Source organism: Oceanicaulis sp., assembly GCF_965284345.1.
Lineage (GTDB): Bacteria > Pseudomonadota > Alphaproteobacteria > Caulobacterales > Maricaulaceae > Oceanicaulis > Oceanicaulis alexandrii_A.
Map to the genome: position 1 here is coordinate 1,366,276 of NZ_OZ260073.1, position 25,432 is coordinate 1,391,707.

General features: G+C 61.5%; 28 protein-coding genes and 1 tRNA gene. 8 read left to right on the forward strand and 21 right to left on the reverse strand.

The features are described 5' to 3' along the window. Positions 1 to 60: 60 nt before the first annotated feature. The 6 genes from ACQ66J_RS06800 to ACQ66J_RS06825 all read right to left on the reverse strand — a co-directional run bounded on the left by ACQ66J_RS06800 (position 61) and on the right by ACQ66J_RS06825 (position 6,436). Positions 61 to 1,830 carry a hypothetical protein gene (locus ACQ66J_RS06800; protein WP_430431017.1) on the reverse strand — a complete coding sequence of 590 codons (1,770 nt, stop codon included), beginning with the start codon at positions 1,828 to 1,830 and terminating at the stop codon, positions 61 to 63. 126 nt (positions 1,831 to 1,956) lie between these two features. Continuing rightward, entirely contained in the window at positions 1,957 to 2,418 is a 462-nt protein-coding gene (locus ACQ66J_RS06805) for a peptidase S1 (protein WP_430431018.1), read from the reverse strand. Between the two features lie 99 nt (positions 2,419 to 2,517). Continuing rightward, the gene (locus tag ACQ66J_RS06810) at positions 2,518 to 3,465 is read right to left on the reverse strand and encodes a peptidase (RefSeq protein WP_375547860.1); all 948 of its coding nucleotides are present in this window, start codon (positions 3,463 to 3,465) and stop codon (positions 2,518 to 2,520) included. 221 nt (positions 3,466 to 3,686) lie between these two features. Beyond that, positions 3,687 to 4,226 (reverse strand): translation initiation factor IF-3, encoded by a 540-nt coding sequence (gene infC, locus ACQ66J_RS06815; protein WP_040705371.1) that lies wholly within the window; start codon positions 4,224 to 4,226, stop codon positions 3,687 to 3,689. 100 nt (positions 4,227 to 4,326) lie between these two features. Then, a complete protein-coding gene (locus ACQ66J_RS06820; protein ID WP_375547859.1) occupies positions 4,327 to 5,313 on the reverse strand; it encodes a glycosyltransferase family 9 protein in 987 nt (328 codons plus the stop codon). A 4-nt stretch (positions 5,314 to 5,317) separates the two neighbouring features. Next, positions 5,318 to 6,436, reverse strand: coding sequence for a glycosyltransferase family 4 protein (locus ACQ66J_RS06825; RefSeq protein WP_375547858.1), 1,119 nt, complete (start codon positions 6,434 to 6,436; stop codon positions 5,318 to 5,320). Positions 6,437 to 6,543: 107 nt separating this feature from the next. On the opposite strand from ACQ66J_RS06825, the gene ACQ66J_RS06830 reads away from it, so the two are divergent. Beyond that, positions 6,544 to 7,287 (forward strand): alpha/beta fold hydrolase, encoded by a 744-nt coding sequence (locus ACQ66J_RS06830; RefSeq protein ID WP_430431019.1) that lies wholly within the window; start codon positions 6,544 to 6,546, stop codon positions 7,285 to 7,287. Here the strand turns inward: ACQ66J_RS06830 and ACQ66J_RS06835 are convergent. Further along, complete coding sequence (locus ACQ66J_RS06835; protein WP_430431020.1) at positions 7,277 to 8,134, reverse strand: SDR family oxidoreductase; 858 nt, start codon at positions 8,132 to 8,134, stop codon at positions 7,277 to 7,279. The two genes, ACQ66J_RS06830 and ACQ66J_RS06835, sit on opposite strands and share 11 nt — an antisense overlap. Before the next feature lie 62 nt (positions 8,135 to 8,196). Here ACQ66J_RS06835 and ACQ66J_RS06840 point away from each other — a divergent pair, with 62 nt between their 5' ends. Together ACQ66J_RS06840 and ACQ66J_RS06845 are read left to right on the forward strand one after the other, a co-directional pair. Next, positions 8,197 to 8,829, forward strand: a complete 633-nt coding sequence (locus ACQ66J_RS06840) for a tetratricopeptide repeat protein (protein WP_430431021.1) — start codon at positions 8,197 to 8,199, stop codon at positions 8,827 to 8,829. A 316-nt stretch (positions 8,830 to 9,145) separates the two neighbouring features. Then, positions 9,146 to 9,664 carry a CC0125/CC1285 family lipoprotein gene (locus tag ACQ66J_RS06845; protein WP_375547853.1) on the forward strand — a complete coding sequence of 173 codons (519 nt, stop codon included), beginning with the start codon at positions 9,146 to 9,148 and terminating at the stop codon, positions 9,662 to 9,664. 75 nt (positions 9,665 to 9,739) lie between these two features. Here the strand turns inward: ACQ66J_RS06845 and ACQ66J_RS06850 are convergent, their stop codons facing one another. Beyond that, positions 9,740 to 10,513 (reverse strand): SDR family NAD(P)-dependent oxidoreductase, encoded by a 774-nt coding sequence (locus ACQ66J_RS06850; protein WP_430431022.1) that lies wholly within the window; start codon positions 10,511 to 10,513, stop codon positions 9,740 to 9,742. 144 nt (positions 10,514 to 10,657) lie between these two features. After that, positions 10,658 to 11,158, reverse strand: a complete 501-nt coding sequence (locus tag ACQ66J_RS06855; RefSeq protein ID WP_375547851.1) for an Hsp20/alpha crystallin family protein — start codon at positions 11,156 to 11,158, stop codon at positions 10,658 to 10,660. 177 nt (positions 11,159 to 11,335) lie between these two features. Between ACQ66J_RS06855 and ACQ66J_RS06860 the strand changes: the two genes are divergently transcribed. Continuing rightward, a complete protein-coding gene (locus tag ACQ66J_RS06860; RefSeq protein ID WP_375547850.1) occupies positions 11,336 to 12,196 on the forward strand; it encodes an isoaspartyl peptidase/L-asparaginase family protein in 861 nt (286 codons plus the stop codon). Between the two features lie 75 nt (positions 12,197 to 12,271). Here the strand turns inward: ACQ66J_RS06860 and ptsN are convergent, their stop codons facing one another. The 8 genes from ptsN to ACQ66J_RS06900 all read right to left on the reverse strand — a co-directional run bounded on the left by ptsN (position 12,272) and on the right by ACQ66J_RS06900 (position 18,570). Further along, positions 12,272 to 12,736, reverse strand: a complete 465-nt coding sequence (gene ptsN, locus ACQ66J_RS06865; protein WP_375547849.1) for a PTS IIA-like nitrogen regulatory protein PtsN — start codon at positions 12,734 to 12,736, stop codon at positions 12,272 to 12,274. Between the two features lie 43 nt (positions 12,737 to 12,779). After that, positions 12,780 to 13,418 (reverse strand): ribosome hibernation-promoting factor, HPF/YfiA family, encoded by a 639-nt coding sequence (hpf, locus tag ACQ66J_RS06870; protein ID WP_375547848.1) that lies wholly within the window; start codon positions 13,416 to 13,418, stop codon positions 12,780 to 12,782. Between the two features lie 207 nt (positions 13,419 to 13,625). Then, positions 13,626 to 15,137, reverse strand: coding sequence for an RNA polymerase factor sigma-54 (rpoN, locus tag ACQ66J_RS06875; RefSeq protein WP_375547847.1), 1,512 nt, complete (start codon positions 15,135 to 15,137; stop codon positions 13,626 to 13,628). A 12-nt stretch (positions 15,138 to 15,149) separates the two neighbouring features. Then, positions 15,150 to 15,908 carry an LPS export ABC transporter ATP-binding protein gene (gene lptB, locus ACQ66J_RS06880; protein ID WP_375550182.1) on the reverse strand — a complete coding sequence of 253 codons (759 nt, stop codon included), beginning with the start codon at positions 15,906 to 15,908 and terminating at the stop codon, positions 15,150 to 15,152. 64 nt (positions 15,909 to 15,972) lie between these two features. Beyond that, positions 15,973 to 16,554, reverse strand: a complete 582-nt coding sequence (locus tag ACQ66J_RS06885; protein WP_430431023.1) for an LptA/OstA family protein — start codon at positions 16,552 to 16,554, stop codon at positions 15,973 to 15,975. Continuing rightward, entirely contained in the window at positions 16,551 to 17,267 is a 717-nt protein-coding gene (lptC, locus tag ACQ66J_RS06890) for an LPS export ABC transporter periplasmic protein LptC (RefSeq protein ID WP_375547845.1), read from the reverse strand. The genes ACQ66J_RS06885 and lptC overlap by 4 nt, the downstream gene beginning before the upstream one ends. Before the next feature lie 71 nt (positions 17,268 to 17,338). After that, positions 17,339 to 17,953, reverse strand: coding sequence for a ribonuclease D (locus tag ACQ66J_RS06895; protein ID WP_430431024.1), 615 nt, complete (start codon positions 17,951 to 17,953; stop codon positions 17,339 to 17,341). 197 nt (positions 17,954 to 18,150) lie between these two features. Continuing rightward, positions 18,151 to 18,570 (reverse strand): organic hydroperoxide resistance protein, encoded by a 420-nt coding sequence (locus ACQ66J_RS06900; protein WP_430431025.1) that lies wholly within the window; start codon positions 18,568 to 18,570, stop codon positions 18,151 to 18,153. A gap of 111 nt (positions 18,571 to 18,681) precedes the next feature. Between ACQ66J_RS06900 and ACQ66J_RS06905 the strand changes: the two genes are divergently transcribed. Then, a complete protein-coding gene (locus ACQ66J_RS06905) occupies positions 18,682 to 19,152 on the forward strand; it encodes a MarR family winged helix-turn-helix transcriptional regulator (RefSeq protein WP_375547841.1) in 471 nt (156 codons plus the stop codon). 5 nt (positions 19,153 to 19,157) lie between these two features. On the opposite strand, the gene ACQ66J_RS06910 is transcribed toward ACQ66J_RS06905, so the two are convergent. Both ACQ66J_RS06910 and ACQ66J_RS06915 read right to left on the reverse strand, forming a co-directional pair. Further along, positions 19,158 to 20,051, reverse strand: a complete 894-nt coding sequence (locus tag ACQ66J_RS06910; RefSeq protein ID WP_430431026.1) for a hypothetical protein — start codon at positions 20,049 to 20,051, stop codon at positions 19,158 to 19,160. 120 nt (positions 20,052 to 20,171) lie between these two features. Further along, a tRNA-Leu gene (locus ACQ66J_RS06915) sits at positions 20,172 to 20,258 on the reverse strand. A gap of 229 nt (positions 20,259 to 20,487) precedes the next feature. Between ACQ66J_RS06915 and ACQ66J_RS06920 the strand changes: the two genes are divergently transcribed. Beyond that, on the forward strand, positions 20,488 to 21,477 hold the full coding sequence (locus ACQ66J_RS06920; protein WP_430431027.1) for a complex I NDUFA9 subunit family protein: 990 nt from the start codon (positions 20,488 to 20,490) through the stop codon (positions 21,475 to 21,477). A gap of 1 nt (position 21,478) precedes the next feature. Next, on the forward strand, positions 21,479 to 22,033 hold the full coding sequence (gene hslV / locus ACQ66J_RS06925; RefSeq protein ID WP_430431028.1) for an ATP-dependent protease subunit HslV: 555 nt from the start codon (positions 21,479 to 21,481) through the stop codon (positions 22,031 to 22,033). A 223-nt stretch (positions 22,034 to 22,256) separates the two neighbouring features. On the opposite strand, the gene ACQ66J_RS06930 is transcribed toward hslV, so the two are convergent. Continuing rightward, entirely contained in the window at positions 22,257 to 23,429 is a 1,173-nt protein-coding gene (locus ACQ66J_RS06930; protein WP_430431029.1) for a saccharopine dehydrogenase family protein, read from the reverse strand. Positions 23,430 to 23,514: 85 nt separating this feature from the next. Then, positions 23,515 to 23,946, reverse strand: coding sequence for a VOC family protein (locus tag ACQ66J_RS06935; protein ID WP_430431030.1), 432 nt, complete (start codon positions 23,944 to 23,946; stop codon positions 23,515 to 23,517). A gap of 109 nt (positions 23,947 to 24,055) precedes the next feature. Between ACQ66J_RS06935 and hslU the strand changes: the two genes are divergently transcribed. Beyond that, entirely contained in the window at positions 24,056 to 25,360 is a 1,305-nt protein-coding gene (hslU, locus tag ACQ66J_RS06940) for an ATP-dependent protease ATPase subunit HslU (protein ID WP_430431031.1), read from the forward strand. Positions 25,361 to 25,432: the final 72 nt, after the last annotated feature.

The window sequence follows — 25,432 nt, forward strand, 5'->3', positions numbered from 1 at the left end:
TCAAAATGCAAGGCGCCCCGAACGGGCCGGGGCGCCTTTTATACCGTGTCGAAACGCCGATTAATCGCTCGGCGCGTCAAACTCGGAGATCATCAGCTGCGCCGAAGCCGGCTCGCCGCTGAACACGCCGACATAGATATCGTAGACACCGCTCAGGGCACGGTCGAACTGGAGCGCCGGGTTGAGCCCCGGGCCGCTATCATCATCACAGCGCCAGCTGCCGTCGGGCAGATTGATCGCCAGGGTCGTATCCCGATCACCTTCCACATAGATCGACAGCGGGCCGGTCTCGCCGCCCCAGGTCAATTCAGCCGTCGGCGCGGCAGTGTAAGAACCGCTGCACCATTCCGAATCCGAGGACATGCCCGACGAACTCGCCTCGAGCGGGCCGCCCGCCTGGACTGAAATCCGGTAGGGATCCGGCACGAAGCCCGCCTCCAGATCGTGATCGCCGTACATCGCTGGCAAGCTCAGATCCACGCGCGAATTGATCGGGTCCGCGCCGCCGCCGATTTCCGAGACGTAAAGCGTCGCCGGGGAGGTTTCGCTGTCGCCGTAGAACCGTCCCACATAGATGTCATAAACGCCGCTTTGCGGATTATTGATCTCAAGGACCGGGTTGAGGCCCGCGCCGCTGTCGTCATCGCACATCCAGGCGCCATCCGGTCCATTGACCACCAGCGTCGTATCGTCATCAGAGACAGCCGAGATGAAGAGCGGCGCCTCTCCGGCCTCAAATTCGAGCTCGAAGCTTGGCGCGCGCGTGACGTCGCCCGCGCAATAGCCCACAGACACGACGCTGTCCTGCACCGCCATGTTCGCCTCGATCGGGCCGCCGGCCCGGACCTCGACCGCCATGGGATCCGGTACGAAGCCGGCGCGCAGCGATCGCGACCCGAACAAGGCCGGCTCGGTCAGGTCCAGACGCCGGTCGACGCCCTGAAAGCCAATTTCGGAAATCGACAGAACGCCATCCGCGGTCGCGCCCCGGTCGCCCAGAAGACCCGTCCAGATCAGATATTCGCCCCGTTCGGGATTTTCGACATGAACGCCGGGATTGAGGCCCACGGCATCGTCATTGCACAGCATCTCGCCCGATGGCGTGCGCACGGCCAGAACACCGTCGCGCTCGCTTTCCATGGCGATGTAAAGCGGCAACGAACCCGCGCGATAGGTCAGCGCCACATCAGCGGCCTCGCCCGAATAGCCATAACACATATCGCCCAGCTCCTCGAGCCGCGCTTCGCCACCCGCGACCACGTCGATCAGACGCGGATCATCGCGAAAGCCCGAACGCAAGCGCAAGGCCTGGTCAGCGCGCAGGCTGGCGTTCGGAGAGACGCTGAACGGGTTCGTCGTGTCAAAACCGCTTGTGGACGCATGAATCTGGGCGGCAGGCGTGCCGACGCCTGCGGAATAGGTGCCCAGCCAGAGCTCATACACGCCGCGCTCGGCTTTCGCGAACACCAGACCGGGGTTGAGATCGCCTGCGCCGTCATCATCACAATGCAAGTCGCCGTTCGGCGCGCGGACCACCATCATCGTGTCTTCATCCGCGCCTGCAGAGAGATACAGGTCTTCGCCCCCTGCATACTCCACAGTCAGCGTCGGCGCTTCGGTGATGTAGCCATAACACCCTTGGCTCAGAAGGTCCGCGCTCCAGGCGCCGCCGGCGCGCACAGCGGCCTGAACCGAACCGTCGCGCAGGCTCAGCCCGCCATAGGCCGGATCGCCTGAGAAAGACTGGGCGGCGGCGGTCGCGCCCAGGCCCAGATTCAACGCAAGCCCCAGAACGGCCGCGGAGGCGGCGTATTTCAGTGATGCAGTCATGTGATCCCCCTTTGAAAACTCAAGATCAGCCAGTGTGTGACTGAGAAACAGGCCAGACCATGTCGATCCGGCGCCGGGCTCGCGATACCGTGTCACCTGTCCGGACAGGCCGAGCCCTGATTGGAGTTATTGGCTGTACAGCTCTGAGATGTGCAGATCCGCCGGACGAATGCCGCCACTGGAATAAGTCCCGACCCAGATGTCGTATTGCCCCGACTGGGGCGCGTTGAAGCGGATCGAGGGGTTGGAACCGTCGCCGCCATCATCATTGCAGGCCCAGCCGCCGTTCGGGGTGTTGATCACCAGCGTCGTATCCGCCTCCGAACTGACCGAAATGATCAGCGGCAACCCCTCGCCCGCGCGGTAATTGAGCCGCAGGTCAGGCGCATTGGCGATATAGCCCGTGCATCCGATATTGGAGGCGGCAATAGAACCGCCAGCCTCCAGGCTGACCACATAAGGATCCGGTGAGAATCCGCTATTGAGCGCAAGGGTGCCGTATGTGGGACTCAAGGAAACATTCTGAGCGTGTGCGGGTACGGCGATCATGCCGACAGCTGCAACGGCGGCAATCAGACTATAGCGCATCTCAAGACCCTTTCGGTTCGGTGCAATCCTCCTGGCCCTGACGGCTCCCCCATCAAAGCGGCGAAACGCTGACGAGCCCGAGGCTCGTCAGCGCAACCCTTACTTCCGGGACGGGCGGTAGCCCATTTCAATCTCGGAAATCATCAGCGTGGTCTGACGGTCACCCTGTGAATAGGTGCCCACATAGATGTCATAAACGCCCCGTGTGGAGTTGTTGAACTCGATCCCGGCATCCGTGTCGATCTCATCGTCAGAGCAGTACCATTGTCCATCCGGGCCATTGATCGCGAGCGTCGTGTCCGCATCCCCGTCCGTATAGATGTACAGAGAGCCATAGCCGTTATAATCGAGCTCGACGCTGGGTTCGCGCGTGACATAACCGCGGCAGGACCCGCTGCCATATTCCAGCGCATCGCTGACCGAGACCGAACCGCCCGCCGTCAGGCGCAGCTGATAAGGATCGGGCAGGAAGCCGCCATTGAGGGTGATGTCAGCAAAACGCGCAGCCAGAGAGATATCCAGGCCGCCGCCATAATCATAGCCGCCCGAGCCCCCGCCGACGCTGTCGCGGGTGAATTCGCCGACTTCAGAAACGAACAAGGTCGCAGGCATGCCAGAGCCGCTCGTATACGTGCCCACCCAGACATCATAGCGGCCTGAGGACGGGTTTGAGAAACGCACCAGCGGATTAAGCGGGCTCTCGGCGCCGTCATCATCGCAATACCAGCGGCCGTCAGGCCCATTGATCACCAGCGTGGTGTCTGCATCGGAATCCGCCGTGAAGATCAGCGGAAAGGAGCCGGACGTATAATTGACCGAAAAGTCCGGCGCATTCGCAATATAGCCACGGCAATCAGAAAACCGGTCCTGGGCGCGGATCGAACCGCCCGCCGTCAGATTGCGCACATAAGGATCCGGCGTGAAGCCAGCGCTCAAGGTCACCCGACCAAAGGAAGGCGGCTCAGTAAAGTCCTGAGCCAGAGCCGTCGGTCCGGCGAAAAGCGCCGCCGCAAAAACACCGGCCGTCAGCGTTGCAGATTTCATCATGATGTCGTCCCCCATATTCCCCCGCAGCAGGCTGCGGATTCTTCGCTCATCTTAAGCAGGCTAGGTTTAAAGGGCCAGATCGAACCTTGTTCGGCCAACCCTTTTCAAACAATCGCAAGCCCTATTGTGAGGATGGAATCTGAACGGCGCATGAAAAAACCCTACCGCTCAACGCGATAGGGTTTTTTAGAAGCCGGGATGCGGCGAAACGTCCGTCAACGCTAGCGCGGAGCCATCACCATAATCATCTGACGGCCTTCAAGCTTGGGTTCGAACTCGACCTTGGCGACCTCGTTGAAGTCCGCCTTGACGCGGTTCATCACATCCATGCCGCGTTCCTGGTGCGCCATTTCGCGACCCCGGAACCGCAGGGTGACTTTGACCTTGTCGCCATCCTCGAAGAACCGGGTCATGGCTTTGGTTTTGACCTGGTAATCGTGAATGTCGATGTTCGGACGCATTTTGATTTCCTTGACGTCCTGGGTCTTCTGTTTCTTTCGAGCTTCAGCCTTTTTCTTTTGCTCTTGGTATTTGAGCTTGCCGTAATCGACGATCTTGCAGACCGGCGGGTTGGCGTTCGGCGAAACTTCTACAAGGTCAAGACCAACCTCTGACGCGGCTTCAAGCGCTGCGTCAATTGGCATTTCACCTTGTTTTTCCCCAGATTCATCAATTAACAGAACCCGCGGTACGCGGATTTCTCTGTTGATGCGCGGCCCTTCTTTCTTAGGCGGGGGCGCGGCATGCGGACGTCGTGCTATGCGTCTTCTCCATGGCGACTGCGAGTGGAACGCGCAAAGTAACTGACTTTGGGCGTGAGCGGTAGCGAATACCGCGAACAACAGGCGAAAATCAAGGTCGTCACGCCGCGTTTGAGGCGTCAGCGAAGCCTCCAGCGCAGCGCATGGCCTGCACAGCCTCTTTTGCGTTGATCTGCGCCAGGGTCGGCGCGTGCATCAGCAAGGTGGGCGACAAGCCCCGTGGCGCGCTCTCTAGCGGCGCGTTTTCACCGGGATGGAACAGCACCGCAGGCGATCCGGCGGCGGCCATCAGATGCAGCAATCCGGCCGCTTCGCCAAAGGCGCAGCTGGCCTTGCGACCAAGTCCGGCCAGCTGAATCAGGTTCGCCCGTCCGGTCAGGTCGCGCGCGCCCGGCGTCACATGGGCCACATAGCGTCCCACTTCGCGCGTGTTCGGCCCGCCCACGATCACCGGCTCCACGCCCGCCTCCAGAAGCTCGTGCGCCAAAGACGCCCAACGCTCTTTCGGCCAGCGTTGCGCGGGCAGCACGTCTTCGCCTGCGGGCGCGAACAGGGCGTAGCGACCCAGAAGCCCGAAATAGGCCGGCTCCAAAGTGCGCGAGCGTTTGGCGACGAAATCAATCCAGCTCAGATCCGGCGGCGGCGCCTCGCCCAGCAGATATCGCGTCGGCCCCAGGCCCGCCTCGCCCAGCTGGGCGGCCATCTGCTCCAGCGGATGGCCCGGTCGATCAGACCGTGGCGCGGCGCTGACCCAGCGCGTTTTGGAAAAGCGGACGGCGCGACCGATCTTTTTGGCGCCCTCGCTGCCGCACAGGTCATAAATCACGTCGAAGCCCGAATTGCGGGCCGCCTTGAGCCGGTCAAAGAAATTGCGCTTGGCGGTGTCGTCGAGATTGGTCTCGACCGCATTGAAATAGGGGCAGTGTTTGAGCAGGCCCTCATACTCCTCGCCGCACAGCAGCGTGATCCGCGCCTTGCGGTGATGATCGCGGATCATCTTGGCGGGCGCCAGCATGCGCACCACGTCAGTGAGCGCGCCTTCATGGATCACCAGGATCTGTTCTTTGTCAGCTTCGTCTTCGGACATGGGCTTAGTCTAGAAGCTCCCGATAGACCCGCAAGGTGGCTTGTTGCAGTTGCACCTTGGAAAAATGCGTTCTGACGCGCTTGCGCGCAGCCAGCGCCAGAGTGTTGGCGCCTTCAGCGTTCAGTGACAAGGCGGCTTTGACCGCTTGAGCCCAGGCGCCAGCATCGCCCGGCGCCGCCCGCCAGCCGGTTTCGCCGTCACGCACAACCTCGCGCGCGCCGCCATGATCGGCGACGATCACCCGCGCGCCCATGGCCTGGGCTTCGGCGGCGGTGCGCCCGAACGCTTCAGGCTCGAGCGAAGGACAAACCACCAGATCCGCCGCCAGATACGCCGCCGCAATGTCTGTGGTGTGGCCCGGCAGGGCCAGATCGACGCCGGCCGCATCCGCCGCCGCTTTGAGTTCCGCCTGGTAGTCGAGCTTGTCGCCGCCTTCGCCCAGACACACCAGCAAGGGGCCGGGATCGAGCTTGAGCCGGGCCAGCGCCTCGATCATCAACAATTGGCCCTTCCACCGGGTCAGGCGTCCGGGCAGCACGATGGCCAGCTTTTCCGGTCCCGCGCCCCAGGCCGCGCGATGCGCCCTGATCCGCTCAGGATTGACGAGCGCCGGATCAAACTGGTCAAGGTCGACGCCGCGCGGGATCACTCGCAAGCGGTTTGGGTCGATCTCGTGCTCTTCGCGCACATGCCGGGCGGTGAAGTCTGAATTGGCGATCACCAGGTCGCCCTGCGCCATGATCGAGTTATACCAGCGCTTGAGCCGGGATTTGGCTTTGTAAAAGCCGTGATAGGTGGTCACGAACGGGATATGGCTGCGCCGCGCCGCCCATTTCGCGCTCCAGGCCGGCGCACGGGAGCGGGCGTGAATAATGTCGATATTCTCAGCGCGGATCAGCTGCGCCAGCTTGTCCGCATTGGTCCAGACCTTGAGCGGGTTCTTGGTGGCCATATCAAGCGTCACATGGCGCGCGCCCAGCGCTTCAAGATCACTTACAAGACGCCCCCCGCTGCTGGCCACGAGCGCCTGACCGCCATCGGCCAGAATGGCTTCGGCCACTTCAAGGACCGTGCGCTCCGCGCCGCCCGCATGCATCTGGGGGATAACCTGCAAGATGTTCAAACGCGTTCGCCTTTTAACGGCGGGCATATTGACGGCCCGCGATATGATCAGATAACCGCGACCGGCCCGGTCCGTAAACCATGAGCGCCGCACTGGAGGCCGATGAGATGACCCAACCTGAACACCTCGACCGCCCCGGCCAACCCCGCCTCGCCTATTGCGCCCGCCCCGGTCACGGGCCTGGCGTGATATTTCTGGGCGGGTTCAAGTCTGACATGACCGGAACGAAAGCCACTGCATTGCAGGACTGGGCGGATCAATCCGGCCGCGCCTATCTGCGCTTTGACTACAGCGCGCACGGCGCGTCCGAGGGCGCCTGGCAGGACGCCACGATCAGCCAATGGCGACAGGATGCGCTGGACATGCTCGACCAGTGCACGGACGGGCCGCAAATCCTCGTGGGGTCTTCCATGGGCGGCTGGATGGCGCTCTTGGCGGCGATGGCGCGGCCTGACCGGGTGAAAGCGCTGGTGTTGATCGCGCCCGCGGCGGACTTCACCGAAAGCCTGATCTGGGAGCAATTGCCCTTCCATATCCGCGAGCAGATCGAGACCGAGGGCCAATGGCTGCGGCCCAACGCCTATGGCGAGCCCTATGCGATCACCAAAACCCTGATCGAGGATGGCCGCCAGTGGGGCCTTCTGGACGCGCCCATCCCCTTTGACGGCCCTGTGCGCATCTTGCATGGCTGGGGCGACAAGGACGTGCCGTGGAGCCACGGCCTGCGCGTGCTCGAGCAGCTCACCTCAAACGATGTGCGCTATGCGCTTTCAAAAGCCGGTGATCACGGCATGAGCGCGCCGGCGGATCTGGCGGCGCTGGTGCGGATGATTGAAAGCGTCAGCGGCTAGAGCGCTGATCCCAGATCGCTTTCAGCCCCTCTCGCCAGCTTGGATAGCGCGGCCGCCAGCCCAGCGCCGCCTTGGCGCGGGCGTTCGAGACGCGACGGCATTCTGAATAGAAGCTCGCCTGCATGGGGCTGGCGTTTTCAGGGTCATAAGGCTCAATGTCTGGACCGGGCAGGCCGGCGATCTCAGAAGCGCCGCGCATGACATTCGCCTGGGTGTCCGGCCAATCATCGGCGAGATTGAACGCACCGCTCGCCTCAGGACGCTCAAGGCTCAGCGCGATGGCCTGGGCGATGTCGTCGGCATGCACACGGCTGAACACATGGCCGGGCTTGTCAAGGACGGTCTTGCCCGCCTCCAGCCTGTCAAAGGCGGAGCGGCCCGGACCATATATCCCCGCCAGACGAAACAGGCGCGCGCCGTATTTCAGCCAGTCCGCTTCCGCCTGAGCGCGCCGGATCGAGCGCTCCTGTCCGGGAGAGACCGGCTCATACTCGAATGCCCAGCCGCCCTGCCGGTCGCCATAAACGCCGGTCGTGGAGAGATATCCCAGCCATTTTCCGTCCAAGACTTCAGCCGATAAAGCGGGCAGGAACGGATCCCCCGCCTCGCCCGGCGGCGCACACGCGAGCACGGCGTCACAGGCGCTGACCGCCGTACGCAAGGCGTCGTGATCGGTTGGCTTGGCCGGATCAGCGAGGACAGGCTGATAGCCTTGCGCCCGGATCTGTTCGGCCTGATCGGCGGACCGCGTGCTGGCGAAAACCCGCCAGCCCTCTGCGCTTAGTCGACGGGCGACCGCCTTGGCGGTGAAGCCGAACCCCAACAGACAGATGCTGCGTGCGCCCATGGACGTCTCCTTGATCTGGCCGATAGGCTTAACGCTCAATCCAGCCCGAGGGAAACCCGCCCATGGCGCCTGCGCTCATCATATCCGTCCTGCTCGCCACTGCGCTCACCCCGGCGCCCAGTGATCAAGACCGTTTGGAAGCCTGCCTGAGCGCTATTCAGGACGATGCAGAAGATGCGTATGAGGATGCGCTGACCTGGCGGCATCAGGGCGGCGGCTGGCCCGCAGAGCATTGTGTCTCACTCGCGCTGATCGCTTTGGGACAGGAAGCGCCCGGCGCCTTGCGATTACGCGAGGCGGCGATGGGCGCAGACATGGCGAGCGATCTGAGCCGCGCCATCATGCTCGGCCAATCGGGCGACGCCTTTCTGGTCGCTGAGCAGTACGAGCAAGCCCTGATCAGCTTCACGGCTGCGCTGGACTTCGCCCCGCACGATTCAGAGCTTTTGAGCGGTCTCGCCCGGACCCATCTGGCGCTTGAAGAGTTCGCTGCTGCCGAAGACGCCGCCAGCCGCGCCTTGTCCCGCAACGATGCTTCCCCCTCGCTCTGGCGCCTGCGCGCCGAAGCGCGATTGGCGCTGCAGTCTTATGATCAGGCGCTGAGCGATATTGAAGCCGCCCGCGCCCTGTCGCCGGACGACATTGACATTCTGGTGCTCCGAGGCCGCATCGTTGACGCTCGCCGCACCGGTTGAGGCTTTTCAAGAACAACTTTTGAGTGCAATAATTCTCCTGAAACCATACAGGAGGTTGTTATGCGGCGTTCTCTCAGCATTCTGGCGCTCGCCAAAGCCACATCTAGCAAGGCGCATAAAATAGGACGGGGCCCGACCCTGTCCCCAACAGGGCGTCGTATTCTCAATGCGGACAAGGACACCATCGTCCTGCGAGGTCGGCATATCCTGCTCTAGCTCGGGTGAGCGTCAGCAAGGTTAAATTTGTCTTGCCCACCTTCACTTGGCGCGCGCTTCCCCCCATATTAAATCCAGAGGTCATGAGAGGACTGAGATCATGCTGCGATCCATCACCATCATCACTCTGGCCGCCGTCCTGGCAGGTTGCGCGGGCGGTCCTACGCCCTACGCCCCGGCAGGCGACAGCCGATACGGGCTGACCGAACAACAGGTTGAATCTGACCGGTTTCGCATCAGCTTCAGCGGCAATTCGCTGACAGACCGCGATACGGTGGAGACCTATCTTCTGTATCGCGCCGCCGAGCTGACGCTGGATCAAGGCTATGACTATTTCCGCCTCGCCCAGCGCGACACCGAGACCGAGACCCGTCTGATCGGCTCCAGCACCTATGACCGGTTCGGCCTGCAGTATCGCTATTACCATCCCGCCCATGGCTGGTATGGCCGCTACGATCCGTTCTGGAATGATGTGAACATCCGCGAAGTCACGCGCTATGAAGCGATGGCGGAGATCGTTCTGGGACGCGGCGCTACGCCGGACACGCCCGACGCGTTCACCGCCCGCGAAGTGGTGCAGAACCTTGGGTCCCGCGTTCAACGCCCCAGCGAGGGCTAAATGCCCCCCTCACAGCGCTCAAAAAAACCCCGCAACACATGCTGCGGGGTTTTCTTTTGATCGCTGAAACCGCCTTTATTTCGGGGGCATGCGCGCGCCGGCGTCCAGGCGGACACACTCGGCGTTGATGTAATCGTTGGACACCATGAAGGCGACCAGATCGGCGTATTCCGCCGGGGTGCCGAAACGCTGCGGGAATTGCAGGTTGGCGGCCAGATTGGTTTTCACTTCCGGCGGCATCTGCTCGTAGATCGGGGTTTCAAAGAAGCCCGGCAGGATGGTGTTCACCCGCACGCCTTCGCGCGCCAGATCCCGCGCCATCGGCAAGGTCATGCCATAAATCCCGCCCTTGGAGGCGGCGTAGGCGACCTGGCCGATCTGGCCGTCCTGAGCGGCGACGGACGCCGTGTTCACGATGACGCCGCGGCCCGATGCATCGGGCTCAAGCTCCAGCATGCCGGCGGCGGCGATTGCCGCGCAGTTAAAGCTGCCCACCAGGTTCACATTGATCACCAGCTGGAACTTGTCGAGCTGGTGCATCACGATATCGCCCTTGGAGGACCGGCGTGCCGTCTTTTCCGCCCAGCCGATGCCGGCGCAATTGACCAAAACCCGCTCCTGGCCGTGAGCGGCGCGCGCTTTTCCAAAGCCGGCCTTCACGCTTTCAGGGTCCGCCACATTCACTTTGGCGAAGACGCCGCCCAGCTCCTTGGCGACCGCTTCGCCACGCTCTTCATTAAGGTCAAACAAGGTGACCTTGGCGCCTTCGGCGGCCAGACGGCGGGCGGTGCCTTCGCCCAGACCCGAAGCGCCACCGGTGACGACGGCTGCGATGCCTTTGAAGTCCATGAAATTCTCCCCTTTGGGCTTTATCAATCGAAGACGGGTCGCCGGAGCCCTCCGGCGCGTTCGAAGACTTCATACCGCGCATGCGAACAAAAGAAAATGCGCCGCCCCGCTTCGGGCGACGCAGGCTCAGTGTGCTGAAGGGTCTTACTTTACCGGGACTTTCCGGCCCGTCGCCAGATCCTCTCGCTTGGGCAGAGTGACGGTCAAAACGCCGTTCTTGAACACAGCGTCTACAGCCTCCACATCGGCGTCGCGGGGAAGCGTGAGAATGCGCTTGAACGCGCCATAGCGGCGCTCAGCGTATTGATGGTGCTTGCGGACAGATTTGTGTTCATCGTCCTTGGACCCGGAAATCGTGAGCAACTGATTGTCCGCCTCGACCACAACATCATCTTTCTTCAGACCGGGCAATTCCGCCGTGACCACATAAGCGGCATCCGTCTCGCTCATATCCACAGGCGGGTTCATCGGCCCCCATCCGTTCGCAAGCGGCCAGGCCGGCGTCGACATCCAGGGCAGCGGCGCGCCTCGCCAGAAGCTCTCCGCCACATCCATCATATCGGTTCGCAAACGTTCAAACGCCTCCATAGATCCCTGTGCAGGCAGGATGGTGCGTTCGGTCGGCGTCGTGTCCGTGTCAGTCATCTCACTCTCCCTGTATTGATCAGCTCCATGGCCCAGCCGGTTCAACGGCTGGAATAACCACACTACCACAAAGGGAATTGCTCGCCATGCGACCGCGCGACGCGTGCGCCAGCCCTGCTAGGCGCTTGCGTTCAAGGATGATAAGTCAGCCCAGCAATTCAAACCGATGAGGGCGTGATGACGACACCGGTTCTGGTTCTCCATGGCGGCGCAGGCGTGCTGGCTCAGCGCAGTTATGATCGCGAGATCGATCATCTCACCGCCCTCGCCGAACGCACGCGGGACGCGCTGCTGGCCGGTCAATCCGCTCTGGACGCGGTTGTTGAGGCGGTGGCCGATCTTGAAGCGTCCGGCCTGTATGTCGCCGGCAAGGGCAGCGCCCCCAACGCCGCCGGACGGTATGAGCTGGACGCCGCGGTGATGGACGGCGCCAATCGCAATGCGGGCGCCGTGTCCGCCCTCACAGGGTTTCTCTCCCCCATCCGCGCCGCCCGCGCCGTGATGGAGACCACGCCGCATGTGCTGCTGGCCGGCAAGGGCGCGGAAAGCTTTGCGGAAAAAGCCGGGCTGGCTCAGGTCGACGATCCGGACGCCTATTACAAATCCGCCGCCGATCCTGATCCGCGTCCCATTCCGACCGGTACGGTCGGCGCCGTGGCGCTCGATCGTGACGGCCGACTTGCGGCCGCCACGTCAACGGGCGGCACGCTGAACAAGGTTTGGGGCCGGGTGGGCGATACGCCCATCATTGGATCGGGCACCTGGGCGGATGAACGGGTGGCGGTGTCCTGTACGGGGCAGGGCGAGTATTTCATGCGCGCCAACGCCGCCGCCGACGTCTCCGCCCGCGTCAGATACGCCGGTCGCCCCCTGGCGGACGCCGTCGAAGGCGCACTCGAAGACGTGGCGCATCTGGGCGGAGAGGGTGGGCTGATCGCGGTCGACGCCTCAGGCGCTGTCACCGCCCAGTTCAACTCGCCGGGCATGAAGCGCGCCATTGTTCATTCTGATGGCCGTATTGATGTGCGGATGAGCTGACATCCCAGACACCCACTTAAAAAAAGCCCCGACCGATTGGCCGGGGCTTTTTTTATTGTCCTCAAAGCAAACCGGTCAGGCCGCGTCGCTTTCCACGCCATTATTGAGCAAGGCCGTGATCGCGTCGGCATCGGGTGCTGAACGCATGGCGCGACGGATGTCTTCACGCCGGAAAAAGCGAGAGATCTGAGCCAGCGCCTTGAGATGATCTGCGCCGGCGTCTTCCGGCGCCAGCAGCAAAAACACCAGATCCGCCGGTTGGCCGTCAATGGCGTCAAAATCCACCGGCTGTTTGAGCCGGGCGAACACCCCGCACACCCGGTCCACCAGATCGGTGCGGGCATGGGGAATGGCCACGCCATCCCCCACCCCGGTCGATCCGAGTTTCTCGCGCTCAATGACCGCGTCCAGAACAGGCCGCGACGCCACGCCAAGGGCGCGTTCCGCCAGCTCGGCCAGACCCACAAGGGCCTGTTTGCGACTGGTCGCAGCCAGTTCGGCGGAAACGCCGCCTGGCGAAATAAGTGTGCTCAGAGCCATGAAACGCTCAACTGCTGATTGCTCCAGCGGCTGAGAGCTAGGATCACTCTGCAGCCGCGCTGGCCGCGTCTTTAGCGCCTCGGGACGGATCAATCCACCCCACATGACCGTCAGGGCGCCGGTAGACAAAGTTCATGGCGCCGTTGGCGGCGTTACGGAACAGCACAAAAGGCGCGTCGGCCAGGTCCATTTCCAGCACCGCCATGGACACGGTGAGAGTCTTAAACTCTGCTGCCTGCTCAGCAATAATCACCGGCTCGTCGCCGCCGACGGCGCCGCCATCATCCTCTTCAACATCATCATCGGGGACTTCCGCGGCCCGGCGATCCGAGCGCAGCACCAATACCGGCGTAGATTCCGCCGCCGGCAATCCAGACTTTGCGGCCGTCTGATGATCCTTGAGCCGGCGTTTATAGCGCCGTAACCGTTTTTCCAGATGCCCGGCGGCGTCTTCAGCCGCGCTATACGCCTCCTCGGCCGAGCCGGACGCCTGAAGAAAAGCTCCGGACGGAAGATGGAGCGAGATATCCACCTTGAAGCCGTATCCTTCCTTGCTCGCGACGACAAAGGCCTCGGCGGGTCGATTGAAGTATTTCGAGCCGGCGTCCGTGATGCGGGTCTCCATGCGCTCGCGCAGAGCGGGGGACACATCGATGCCTTTGGATACGAACTGGATAAACATGAGAGCTCCCTTCAACTGGGGGTCCAAGAGCGCGCCTACGGCGCGTTGGACCCCTCAAGGGTCACTCCCGCGCCGGGCGCGGCCGGTCTATCGAAAGACCGGACATTCACGGTATCTGCAGGGGCGAGGAGCCGTCAATCAGAACCGGTGCGACACAGTGAACGGCGGGTAGGGCAAACGCATCATGCAGCGCAACATGAACGGCGGTCAGCCCATACCCTTGAGCTTGCGGCGGCGCTTGACTGACGAGGGAATGTTCATGGCTTCCCGGTATTTGGCGACCGTGCGGCGCGCAATGTCCACGCCGTCCGCCAGCAGACGCTCGACGATCTTGTCGTCGCTCATCACATCCTCAATCGTTTCAGACTCGATCATCGCCTTGATGCGGAATCGGACCGCTTCAGCCGAATAGGCCTCGCCGCCATCTGCTGATGCAATTGCAGACGTGAAGAAGTATTTTAGTTCGAACAAGCCGCGCGGTGTGGCCATGTATTTGTTGGACGTCACCCGGCTGACAGTGGATTCATGCATGCCCACCGCATCCGCCACCGTTTTCAGGTTCAACGGGCGCAGCCAGGCTACCCCCTTGGCGAAGAAGGCGTCTTGCTGGCGCACGATCTCGCTGGCGACCTTGAGGATTGTCCGGGCGCGCTGATCAAGGCTTTTCACAAGCCAGGACGCGTTCTGGGTGCACTGGCTGATAAAGACTTTCTCGTCCTCTGACCGCGCAGACGCGCTTATCTGGGCGGCGTAGCGATTATTCATCAAGACGCGCGGCAGAGTGTCGGTGTTCAGCTCCACCGCCCAGCCGCCATCGGGGCGCTCGCGCACCATCACGTCCGCTTCGACCGCCCGCGCGCCGTCCGCGCCAAAGCCCAGGCCCGGCTTGGGGGTGAGGCGCTTGAGCTCGGCGATCATGTCCTCAAGGTCTTCGGCGTCCACGCCGCACAAGGCTTTCAGCCCCGCATAATCATGCTTGGCCAGGAGCGGCAGATGGTCCACCAGCGCCGCCATGGCCGGATCCAGACGGTCGCGCTCGGCCAGCTGCATCGCCAGGCATTCCTGCAGCGTGCGCGCCATGACGCCTGTGGGTTCGAACTTCTGCAAAGCGAAGAGCACGGCTTCAACTTCAGAGCGGGTGACGCCCAGCCGGTCGGAGGTTTCGCCCAGATCCGCGCGCAGATAGCCGTCCTCGTCCGCCAGATCGATCAAATGCGCCGCGATCAGCCGGTCTGAGGGCTGCAAGGCCAGATCCGCGAGCTGGTCATGCAGATGCTCATGCAGGGTTTTTTCCCGGCTGGCATGATCGGCGGCGTCAAATTCAGAGGCATTGAACGAGCCGCCGGAGCCCGCGCGGGACCAGTCCACCGACCCGGCCGCGCTCTCGGCGCCGGCCATGTCGGACTTTGAATCGGAATACATCGCCTCGGTGTCGGCGTCGAAGGACTCATCCGCCTTGCCGGGCGCATCAAAGCTGAGCTCGTCGCCGTCTTTGGTTTTGGCGGCCACGGAAGGATCAGACGGGGCGGATTCGTCAAGCGCCGGCGCATCCGAGCGCTCGTCGCGCTCAAGGAGCGGATTGCGCTCAAGCTCGGTCTCCACAAACTCGGTCAGCTCGATATTATTCAATTGCAGCAGCTTGATAGCCTGCTGCAATTGAGGGGTCATCACCAGACCCTGGCCCTGCCGAGCCTCAAGCTTATGTCCCAGTCCCGCCATTCAGATCCCTAATTAAAACCTTTCGCCCAGATAATAACGGCGCACGTCCTGATCATTACGCACCGCGTCAGGGGCGCCTTCAAACAAGACTTCGCCATCATGGATGATCGTCGCCCGATCCGTGATCTCGAGCGTTTCGCGCACATTGTGATCAGTGATCAGAATGCCGATGCCGCGCTGTTTGAGATAATCGACCAGATCGCGGATATCGGCGATGGCCAGCGGATCAATGCCCGCAAAGGGTTCATCCAGCAACATGAAGCTCGGCTGCGCCGCGAGCGCGCGGGCGATCTCCACCCGGCGGCGCTCGCCGCCGGACAGGGCCATGGCCGGAGAGTTGCGCAGATGATCGATATGCAGCTCTTCAAGCAGCTCGTCGATCAAGGTCTCGCGCCGTTGACGATCCGGCTCGACGATTTCTGCGACAGCGGCGATGTTCTCGCCCACCGTGAGACCGCGGAAGATCGAGGCTTCTTGCGGCAAATAGCCGATGCCCAGCCGTGCGCGCTGGTACATGGGCAGGCCGGTAATGTCCTCGCCGTCAAGCATGATGGTTCCGTGATCGGCCGAGACCAGGCCGGTGATCATGTAAAAACAGGTCGTCTTGCCAGCCCCGTTCGGTCCCAGAAGTCCCACCACTTCACCGCGTTTAAGCGATAGCGAGACATTCTTGACCACAACGCGCTTGCCGTAGGACTTGCCCAGATTCTGCACCTGGACGCCGTCCCCGGCGAACGCCTGGTCCGGCGCGTCAATCCGCTCGTATTCCATGGTCGTCATGCTTAACTCCGACGGCCTAAAAAACTGTGAAGTCTGACACGTTCAGCGCGCAGACCTAGCCTTCAGGCGCTTCATAGGGACGCGGGCCGTCGCCCGGAATGACCGGCGCGGGGCAGTCCTGCGGAGTTTGCGCGGTTGCGGCGTCATCATCGGTGAAGAAGACAGACCGCACGCGATCATTGCTGTTCTCGCCACCATCCAGACGCGCCACCCCGGTCGCCAACTCGGCGTACAGGTGCTCGCCCGTGGACACGTTGCAGCCCTGGGTCAGCACGACCGAACCTGTCAGCTCGATCACATCGTTCACCAGGTCATAGGTGCCGCGATCCCCGCGCGCGATCTCGGCCTCGGTGACGTAGAACACCTCGCCTTCGGCCACGATGCGCCGCAGCTCACGTCCGCCGGTGTCACGACGCACATAATAGGCTTCCAGCCGGTCCGCCCGAAGGCGCACGCCGCCGCGCACCACGTTCACATCACCGGAATAGACGACCAGTCCCTGGGCGTCGAACAGTTCGCTTCGATCCGCGCTGATATCGGCGGGGCCTTCCCCAGGCCCGATGGATTGCGCCAGAGCGGGAGCCGTCATCAGCAGCGGCGCCGCAAGCAGAGCGGCGGTCAGGGTACGCAAGGTCATGGCTCGTTCTCCTCTGACCGGCCCGGGCCGGCGTCAGCGTCTGTGGCGGTCGGGGTGGAGGCTGCGTCAAAGCGTGTGCGCACATCCCCTTCCAGAATGATGTGTTGGCCGTCGTCTCGCACCTCGAACCGGTCCGCGCGTACGGCGCCCCAGGGTGCCAGACCCTGCATCGGCGCCGGACCTGTCACCACGCCTTCGCGCAGGTAAAGCGTCGCCGATTGGGTGTCGAAGACATACCCCGAGCGCGTGGTCAGCCGCACATTGGTGTCCAGTTGCAAGGACAGGTTGGCATCGTCAAACACGCCATGCTCGGCCAGGACGCGCGACGCGTCTTCGCCTCCGTCGAGCAGCGCATAGTCCAGCGTCGGGCGTTCCAGATCCGTCAGCGCCTGTTCGGCGCCGCGGCGGCGTTCAGCGGTTTCCGCCGTAATGACATAAGGCACGCCGCCTTCGTCTCGTCCGGTGAAGCGCGGATTGATGATGCGCTCGGATTCGCCCGCACTCGCGCTGATCGCCACATCTGTGGCCGGTTGATCGGCTCCGCCAGACACCATCATCTGGATCAGCGCATTGAGCGCCACCAGAACCGCCGCCGCGATCAGCACCCCGCGCAAACCCGCGACAAAGCGGCTGCGCCGACGCGCATCGGCCAGCGATTTGGCGCGGCGCTGGCCAATCATCTGGCCATCCGCATGTATCAGGGCCGCAGACATCAGCGGTCGGGCTCCGTTTGAAACAAGGCTGCACCCTTTGTGACGGTCATCGCCGCCGCGTGCAAGCAGGCTCAGGAGTGCGCGAAGATATCGGTTTCATCCCAGCCCATCAGGTCCAGACGCGCACGGTTGGGCAGAAAGTCAAAACATGCCCGCGCGATGTCCATCCGGCCTTCGCGCTCCAGCATGGCGCTGAGACCATCTGCGATAGCGTGCAGATACAAGACGTCAGACGCGGCGTAATTGAGCTGAGCCTCGCTCAGATCATAGGCCGCCCAGTCCGAGCTTTGCTGCTGTTTGGACAGCTCAACGCCGGCGATCTCGCGGCAGACATCTTTCAGACCGTGCCGGTCGGTATAGGTGCGCACCAGCTTGGACGCGATCTTGGTGCAATAGACCGGCGTCATGGTGACGCCCAGATCGCGCTCGACGATCGCCAGATCAAAGCGCGCGAAATGCAGCAGCTTTTCAACGCTTGTATCCGCCAGCAGCGCCTTGAGGTTGGGGCAGTCATAAGTGCTGCGATCCGGCTGGACGATATGCGCGTCGCCATCACCCGCCGAGAGCTGGACCAGGCACAAACCATCACGCACCAAAGACAGGCCCTGGGTTTCTGTATCGATCGCGACCCGCTTGCCCAGATCCAGCCCGTCCGGCAAATCCCCGCGATGAAAATGGATGGTCATGTGGCGTCCGCTCCGCAGCTTCACTCTGTATCGATGAAGAGGGTATCGGACGTTCGCTGCAAAGCGTCAATCTGGGCAGGTAGCGCGGCAGCAACCGGGCATACGCTTAATCGCGAGTCAGCCTGCCCCGAGCACACATGACAACGCGCCCGGAGCCAAGGCTCCGGACGCGTCATTCAGGCAAGAGCGAACAAGGATCAGCCCAGCTTCAGCGTGGTCGTCACATTGCCGCGCGTGGCGTTGGAATAGGGACAGACCTGTTCGGTCTTCTCAAGCAGCTCATTGGCTTGCGCCTCATCCACCCCCGGCAAATGCGCGATCAGCGTCACTGCCAGGCTGAACCCGCCCGCCTCGCGCGGGCCGATGCCCACTTCAGCGTCCACTTTGGCGTCATCAGGCAGTTTGATCTTGGCCTGCTGGGCCACCAGACCCATGGCGCTCATGAAACAAGCGGCATACCCAGCGGCGAAGAGCTGTTCGGGATTGGTGCCCGGCCCGTCATCCCCGCCCAGGGCGGCGGGCGTGGAGAGCTGGACATCCAGGCGGTCATCATCTGAGTAGGCGCGGCCCTGACGGCCTTTATTCGCGCTGGCGCGGGCGGTGTAGAGAATGGACATATCGGTTTCCTTTATATCGTACGCGATATTTCTTAGCGCGATATAATCACCCTCTTGCCGGCGTCAAGGCTCACCGATATTATCGTGCGCGATTAATCAGGAAGACCCGGCATGACTGATCCTCGCCCCCAGACGCCCGCCCTCGCCACGCTGGATGACCAGCTGTGCTTTGCGATCTATTCGGCCAATACCGCGATCAACCGCATGTACCGGCCTTACTTAAGCAAGCTGGGGCTGACCTATCCGCAATACATTGCGCTGCTGGCGCTATGGGAGACCGATGATGTGACGGTGGGGGCGCTGGGCAAGCGATTGTATCTGGACACCAACACCCTGACCCCGCTTTTGAAACGCCTTGAGGGCATGGGACATCTCACCCGCACGCGTGACCCCAAGGATGAGCGCGTGGTGCGCATCCGCCTGACCGATCAGGGCCGCGCCCTGCAAACCCAAGCCACAGATGCCCTCGCCTGCGTGCACGCCATGGCCAGCGAAGCGGATATGGATCTCAAACCCTGGATCGAGGCCCTGAACCATCTGCGCGAGCAAGCGCTGAAAAAGGCGCAGTGCGCGGGGGGCTAGGTTGACTATTCAAGGTCTTTTTTGACTACACTGTCTTTAATACTACCGCCAGTAAGAGCTCTTGCAACTTCACCAGATATGAATTGCGCTTCCATGGCAATTCGGCCCGCCTCACGGCGCGTTGGTTGATCTTGAGAGTAACGGTTTTCAACGAATTTCGGGAATGATTGTATAACATCCATCATTCGGTCAATATTTGCTTTTGGAAAATATTCCATAAATTTTCCCAATAACTTGTGTAGATTATGGCCGTACTTATTTTTTATTTCATCCATATTGTCAATTCTTGATAATATGGATGCTTTCATTGCGATCTCAGTCGCAAGTATCGAACTTTGAACACATCCCCTCACATCAAAGGCTGAGCACAAAGTCGCCGCAGCAGCTTGATGATGGAAAGCAGCTAAACGAAGAAGTGACATGCTTGCTTCTGGTGGCCGTTCATAACCCTCAAGATTTCCAATAGCACCAGCAAAATCAAATAAATCGTGAAAAGTACTATTGTACGAATCAAAATCTTTGCTTCGGCCTTGAAGCCATATTTTTTGATTGTCTGAAAGATCGCTTAAATCTAAAGAATTTACCGCACAAGTACCATACGCGATGGGTATATATATCCATGTGGCAATACCACGGAACATAAAAACCCCACCATGTAACCCACCAACGCCAATGTCTTTTGGCCTATAAAACGTCTGGTGAATTCCCCTGACCCGCTCAAATAGATGGTCAGATATGCTGGGCACGCCTAGAATAAAGTTCTTGTAACCTAGCGCCTTCATCACGAGATGCGGCACTTCCCAGCTTCTTTTGCTGGGATCAACCTCTTGTTCTTCTAGCTCGTCCTCAAACCTATGGATCAGCTTGAATATGTCTTGGTCGGAAGGATTCTGATGCATTTGAAGAGAGTATGCGCGAAGACACTTTATCTAAAGTCGCATTTTCTCGTTTAGAGCCCGAAACGAAAAAAGCCGCTGCGGGTGCAGCGGCTTTTTTGGTCTCGATCATCCTTTGAAGGATGGTGCCCAGGAGAAGACTCGAACTTCCACTCCCTTGCGGGAACTGGCACCTGAAGCCAGCGCGTCTACCAATTCCGCCACCTGGGCAAGTGAAGGAGCGGGGGTGATACGGCGCAGACCGGGCGCTGTCAACGGGCATGGCGCCGATGATCTGCACATTGCGCAGATGCAGCGCGCGTTGGCTTTCAGGGCGTTGCGAGACGGCCTTGTGATTACAGCGCCGCATGGACAGCGGCGCCCGTTTTGGTCTATCGCCCTATAAACCTATCTTACATGTCGCACGCACTGGCGCGTGCGAGCCTTTCAGGGGCGGACCATGACACTTCGCAATGAAATGATCACCGTTTTCGGCGCTTCGGGCTTTATCGGCCGGTATGTGGTGCGCGAGCTGGCCAAGGCCGGCTACCGGGTGCGCGCCGCGACCCGCCGCCCGCATCTGGCTCATGAGCTCAAACCCATGGGCGTGGTCGGTCAGGTCCAGCTGATCCAGGCCAATCTGCGCAATGAAGATTCGGTGCGCCGCGCCGTCGACGGCGCCCACGCCGTGGTCAATCTGGTGGGCATTCTGGCGCAGAGCGGCAAGCAGAACTTCCAGTCCCTGCAAGCGGATGGCGCGGGCCTTGTGGCCAAATGCGCCGCCGAGGCGGGCATTACCAATTTCGTGCAGATCTCCGCCATCGGCGCGGATGAGGACAGCGCGTCCGAATACGCCCGCACCAAGGCGCTGGGCGAAAAAGCCGTACGCGAGGCGATCGCGTCCGCCGTGGTTCTGCGTCCCTCTATCGTGTTTGGCACCGAAGACGGGTTTTTCAACAAGTTCGGCTCCATGGCGCGCTTCGCCCCCGCCCTGCCGCTGATCGGCGGCGGCAAGACCCGGTTTGAACCCATTTTCGCCGGGGATGTGGCCCAATGCGTGCTGAAAGCGGTAGAGAGCCCGTCCAAATATGCCGGCCGCACCTATGAGCTGGGCGGGCCGGGCGTTTACACCTTCAAGGAAATCCTTGAGTTCATCCTGACCACGATCCGCCGCAAGCGCTTCTTAGCGCCGGTGCCGTTCTTTGCGGCCTATCCGCTGGGCATGGTGGGCGAGATTCTGGGCGCGCTGCCTTTTGTCGAGCCCTTTCTGACCCGTGATCAGGTGACCTTGCTGAAATCTGACAATGTGTCGGGCCTGACCGATGACACTCTGGGCAGCGTCAAGGATTTCGGCATTGATCTGGAATCGGTCGAAGCGATCACGCCGACCTATCTGGTGCGCTATCGCAAGGGCGGCCAGTTCAACGAAGACCCGGAAATGATTGTATAATATGCCTGATACTGAGCGGAAGTTCCCCGGCTGGCGCGGCACGACGATCCTGAGCGTGCGCAAGAACGGCAAGGTCGTCCTTGCTGGTGACGGCCAGGTGTCCATCGGCGATACGGTGGTCAAGGCGACGGCCCGCAAGGTGCGCCCCCTGTCGAGCGGCAAGGTGATCACCGGCTTCGCCGGCGCTACGGCGGACGCGCTTGCGCTGTTTGAACGGCTGGAAACCAAGCTTGAGCAATATCCCGATCAGCTGGCGCGCGCCTGCGTGGAGCTGGCCAAAGATTGGCGCACGGACCGCTATATGCGGCGGCTGGAAGCCATGCTGATCGTGGCGGATGGCAAAGAGACCTTCACCCTGACCGGCGCCGGCGACGTGCTGGAGCCTGAAGACGGCGTCGCCGCGATCGGCTCCGGCGGCAATTACGCCCTGTCAGCCGCGCGCGCGCTTCTCGATTATGAAGAGGACGCGGAAGTCATCGCCCGCAAGGCGATGAAGATCGCCAGCGAGATCTGCGTCTATTCCAACGGCAATCTGACCGTCGAGACGCTGGGCTAGAGCGACGCTTTTCCGTCTGAAACAGCAAAAAACCCCGGCCTGAGGCCGGGGTTTTTCTATGGACGCCTACTCGACTGAATGCGCGTTTGGCTCCTCATTTTCAATCGTCATCCCGGCCCTGAGCCGGGATCTACCGGCTTCATCTCTGCGATCAGAACAGAGTGGTTTCGGTAGATCCCGGATCGCCTACGGCGTCCGGAATGACAGTTCAAAACATGAAACCCTACCCCTCGATCGCAAACGTCAGACCCGCATGCTCTGACAAGCGTTTGATCACCGCATCGCCCAGCGCAGGCGCAGGCGTGTAAACGCCGCCCGGCGTCTGATCGCGGCTGACATCTTTCACCAGCGCCAGCGCGCATTCTGTGATCATTTTCGAGGTGGAGCCATAGCCCGGGTCCTTGTCGCCCTTCACGGACGCCGTGAGGCGCTGGCCGTCGGCCGTCTCGCCCGTGAACATGACATCGTAGAAGCCGGTTTCCCGCTCCTCTTTCGAAGGGCCTTCGCCCGGCTTGGGCGGATTGTCCTGCATGGAGCGATCCTTGGCGATGGCGATCGCCATTTGCTCGCCCTGATCGCCAGGGCCGGTCAGGAACATCTCGTCATAGACGAAGTCCTCGCCATAGGCGTGACCCATCATCGCATTGGAGCGATGGATATTCTTGGTGTTGATCACCGCCATGATGAAGGGCGCAGACCAGGCGTTCAGATCCTCTTCAAAGATCGGCTTGTTGCCCGCGGGTTGCTCGGGTCCTTCAAAGCCTTCACACAGGGAGAAGGGATTGATCAGGACGTTGAGCACGTCAGGTTCCGCCGCCACGCGCTTCATGGTCTCGGCGAAGCTCGCCGCCGTTCCGCCCGAGAAGGTGCCTTTCATGGCGCGGACGCGGCCCTTGATGCGGTTAAGCGGCTTTCCGATCTTCGCCTTGGCGTGCTCTTGCAGATAATAGACGCCCAGATCAAAAGGCACGCTGTCAAAGCCGCACGAATGCACGATCCGCGCGCCAGAGGCTTTCGCCTTGTCGCCATAGGCGCTGATGATGTCATGCATCCAGGCGGGCTCGCCCGACAGATCCACATAATCGGTTCCGGCTTCGACACAGGCTTTCACCAGCGCTTCGCCATAAAGCTGATACGGGCCCACGGTGGTGATCACAGCACGCGTGCGCTCGGCCATGGCTTTGAGCGAGGCGGGATCAGACGCGTCCGCCACCACGAGCGGCGTATCAGCGGGCGCGCCAATCTCGTCACGCATGGTTTTGAGCTTGTCTTCCGACCGGCCCGCCATCGCCCAGGCGACAGTCTTGCCGTATTCACGGCTCAGATATTCTGCGACCAAACGGCCAGTGAAGCCGGTTGCGCCATAGATCACGACGTCAAAGTCACGGTTCGACATGGGGCTCTCCTCCCTGAGATATTAGTTCACTCATTAAGTGAATTAGGGAGAAAGCGCCAGCCTGCCAAGAGGGCCGAATGCCGAGCTAGGTCTCAAGCTCGGTGGCGAACACCATGGCGTCATCGCGGAACGCCTTGAATTCCAGCGCGTTGCCGGCGGGGTCGGTGACGAACATCGTCTTTTGCTCCCCCGCTTTTCCGGCAAAGCGGACATAGGGATCAATCACGAACGGGGTTCCGGCGCGGCGCAGCCGCTCGGCCAGAGGATCAAACTGGTCCCAATCCAGGATCAGACCGAAATGGCGCACGGGCACATTCTTGCCGTCCACCGCGCCTGTCTTGGCCGCCTGACACTCTTCCGGCGCCAGATGCGCGACGATCTGATGGCCCAGAAAATCAAAATCGATCCAGTGCTCGCTTTCCCGACCCATCGGACAGCCCAGCACATCGCCGTAAAACCGGCGCGCCGCTTCAAGATTGTCCACGGGGAAGGCGAGATGAAAGCGGGGACGGGACATCGAACTCTCCTGAAGCAAGGGTGACAGCGCAGGGCTTTGAGTTCCGGACCGGAAAGCCCTACATGTCCAGTATCCTTACCACCCGAACCTGAAAAAGACATGGGGCGTCATGACTGAGTTTTCTCCGCGCGAAATCGTCCATGAGCTCGATCGCCATATCATCGGCCAGGCCGACGCCAAGAAGGCGGTGGCCATCGCGCTGAGAAATCGCTGGCGCCGCAAGCACCTGCCTGACGGGCTTCGCGAAGAGGTCACGCCGAAAAACATCCTGATGATCGGCCCGACCGGCGTCGGCAAGACCGAAATCTCGCGCCGTCTGGCGAAGCTTGCGGGCGCGCCCTTCATCAAGGTCGAAGCCACAAAATTCACCGAAGTCGGCTATGTGGGTCGGGATGTGGATTCCATCGCCCGCGACCTCGTGGAAATCGCGATCACGCTGGTGCGCGACAAGAAACGCGAAGAGGTGAAGGCCAAGGCGCACGCCGCTGCTGAAAACCGCGTTCTGGACGCGCTCGTTGGCAAAGATGCGGGCGCCTCGACCCGCGAGACCTTCAGAAAGAAGCTTCTGTCCGGCGAGCTCGATGACAAGGACATCGAGATCGAGATTCTTGATGACGCCAGCAATCCCTTCCAGGGCATGGATTTGCCCGGCATGGGGTCGATGGGCGTGATCAATCTGGGGGACATGCTGGGCAAGGGCTTTGGCGGCAAGCCGAAAACCCTGCGCACCACAGTCAAAGAGGCCTATGAGCCGCTGATCAACGAGGAAGCGGACAAGCTCTTGGATGAAACCCAGATCCAGTCCGAAGCCATCCGCCTGGCCGAGAATGACGGCATCGTCTTCCTGGATGAGATCGACAAGGTCTGCGCCCGCGCCGACGCGCGCGGCGCCGACGTCTCCCGCGAAGGCGTGCAGCGCGATCTTTTGCCGCTGATCGAAGGCGCGACCGTGTCCACCAAATACGGCCCGATGAAAACCGACCATGTGCTCTTCATCGCGTCCGGCGCTTTCCATGTGAGCAAGCCTTCAGACCTTCTGCCGGAGCTCCAGGGCCGTTTGCCGATCCGGGTGGAGCTGCAGGCGCTGACCCGCGATGATTTCCGCGCCATCCTGACCGAGCCGGAAGCCAGCCTGATCACCCAATATGTGGCGCTGATGGAAACCGAAGGCTTCGGCTTGAGCTTTGAGGACAGCGCCATCGACGCCATCGCTGACTTCGCCGCGGAAGTGAACGCCAGCGTTGAAAATATCGGCGCGCGGCGCCTGTCCACTATTCTGGAAAAGGTCTGCGAGGAAATCAGCTTTTCCGCGTCTGATCGCTCAGGCGACAGTCTCGCTATTGATGCAGACTATGTCACCGAGCGTGTAGGCAGCCTGGCCCGCAATGCGGACCTGTCCAAATTCATTCTCTGAGGCTGAAGCGGCGCACCCTGAAAAGGGGTGCGCCGCGCCGAAAAAAGGGGACCGGCGCGGCGCGAGCTGATA

What these genes read in the sequence shown, in the direction of transcription:
- rpoN (WP_375547847.1), bottom strand. Translation starts at nt 15,137, where the DNA reads ATGGCGGGACTGGGACATAAGCTTGAGGCTCGGCAGGGCCAGGGTCTG.
- ACQ66J_RS06885 (WP_430431023.1), bottom strand. Translation starts at nt 16,554, where the DNA reads ATGACCTTGCGTACCCTGACCGCCGCTCTGCTTGCGGCGCCGCTGCTG.
- lptB (WP_375550182.1), bottom strand. Translation starts at nt 15,908, where the DNA reads ATGGAATACGAGCGGATTGACGCGCCGGACCAGGCGTTCGCCGGGGAC.
- ACQ66J_RS06935 (WP_430431030.1), bottom strand. Translation starts at nt 23,946, where the DNA reads ATGTCCCGTCCCCGCTTTCATCTCGCCTTCCCCGTGGACAATCTTGAA.
- hslV (WP_430431028.1), top strand. Translation starts at nt 21,479, where the DNA reads ATGCCTGATACTGAGCGGAAGTTCCCCGGCTGGCGCGGCACGACGATC.
- ACQ66J_RS06895 (WP_430431024.1), bottom strand. Translation starts at nt 17,953, where the DNA reads ATGACCATCCATTTTCATCGCGGGGATTTGCCGGACGGGCTGGATCTG.
- ACQ66J_RS06905 (WP_375547841.1), top strand. Translation starts at nt 18,682, where the DNA reads ATGACTGATCCTCGCCCCCAGACGCCCGCCCTCGCCACGCTGGATGAC.
- ACQ66J_RS06930 (WP_430431029.1), bottom strand. Translation starts at nt 23,429, where the DNA reads ATGTCGAACCGTGACTTTGACGTCGTGATCTATGGCGCAACCGGCTTC.
- ACQ66J_RS06910 (WP_430431026.1), bottom strand. Translation starts at nt 20,051, where the DNA reads ATGCATCAGAATCCTTCCGACCAAGACATATTCAAGCTGATCCATAGG.
- ACQ66J_RS06855 (WP_375547851.1), bottom strand. Translation starts at nt 11,158, where the DNA reads ATGACTGACACGGACACGACGCCGACCGAACGCACCATCCTGCCTGCA.
- ACQ66J_RS06805 (WP_430431018.1), bottom strand. Translation starts at nt 2,418, where the DNA reads ATGCGCTATAGTCTGATTGCCGCCGTTGCAGCTGTCGGCATGATCGCC.
- ACQ66J_RS06840 (WP_430431021.1), top strand. Translation starts at nt 8,197, where the DNA reads ATGGCGCCTGCGCTCATCATATCCGTCCTGCTCGCCACTGCGCTCACC.
- ACQ66J_RS06835 (WP_430431020.1), bottom strand. Translation starts at nt 8,134, where the DNA reads ATGGGCGCACGCAGCATCTGTCTGTTGGGGTTCGGCTTCACCGCCAAG.
- ACQ66J_RS06850 (WP_430431022.1), bottom strand. Translation starts at nt 10,513, where the DNA reads ATGGACTTCAAAGGCATCGCAGCCGTCGTCACCGGTGGCGCTTCGGGT.
- lptC (WP_375547845.1), bottom strand. Translation starts at nt 17,267, where the DNA reads ATGTCTGCGGCCCTGATACATGCGGATGGCCAGATGATTGGCCAGCGC.
- ACQ66J_RS06845 (WP_375547853.1), top strand. Translation starts at nt 9,146, where the DNA reads ATGCTGCGATCCATCACCATCATCACTCTGGCCGCCGTCCTGGCAGGT.
- ACQ66J_RS06900 (WP_430431025.1), bottom strand. Translation starts at nt 18,570, where the DNA reads ATGTCCATTCTCTACACCGCCCGCGCCAGCGCGAATAAAGGCCGTCAG.
- ACQ66J_RS06800 (WP_430431017.1), bottom strand. Translation starts at nt 1,830, where the DNA reads ATGACTGCATCACTGAAATACGCCGCCTCCGCGGCCGTTCTGGGGCTT.
- ACQ66J_RS06820 (WP_375547859.1), bottom strand. Translation starts at nt 5,313, where the DNA reads ATGTCCGAAGACGAAGCTGACAAAGAACAGATCCTGGTGATCCATGAA.
- hpf (WP_375547848.1), bottom strand. Translation starts at nt 13,418, where the DNA reads ATGTTTATCCAGTTCGTATCCAAAGGCATCGATGTGTCCCCCGCTCTG.
- ptsN (WP_375547849.1), bottom strand. Translation starts at nt 12,736, where the DNA reads ATGGCTCTGAGCACACTTATTTCGCCAGGCGGCGTTTCCGCCGAACTG.
- ACQ66J_RS06920 (WP_430431027.1), top strand. Translation starts at nt 20,488, where the DNA reads ATGACACTTCGCAATGAAATGATCACCGTTTTCGGCGCTTCGGGCTTT.
- ACQ66J_RS06810 (WP_375547860.1), bottom strand. Translation starts at nt 3,465, where the DNA reads ATGATGAAATCTGCAACGCTGACGGCCGGTGTTTTTGCGGCGGCGCTT.
- ACQ66J_RS06860 (WP_375547850.1), top strand. Translation starts at nt 11,336, where the DNA reads ATGACGACACCGGTTCTGGTTCTCCATGGCGGCGCAGGCGTGCTGGCT.
- ACQ66J_RS06830 (WP_430431019.1), top strand. Translation starts at nt 6,544, where the DNA reads ATGACCCAACCTGAACACCTCGACCGCCCCGGCCAACCCCGCCTCGCC.
- hslU (WP_430431031.1), top strand. Translation starts at nt 24,056, where the DNA reads ATGACTGAGTTTTCTCCGCGCGAAATCGTCCATGAGCTCGATCGCCAT.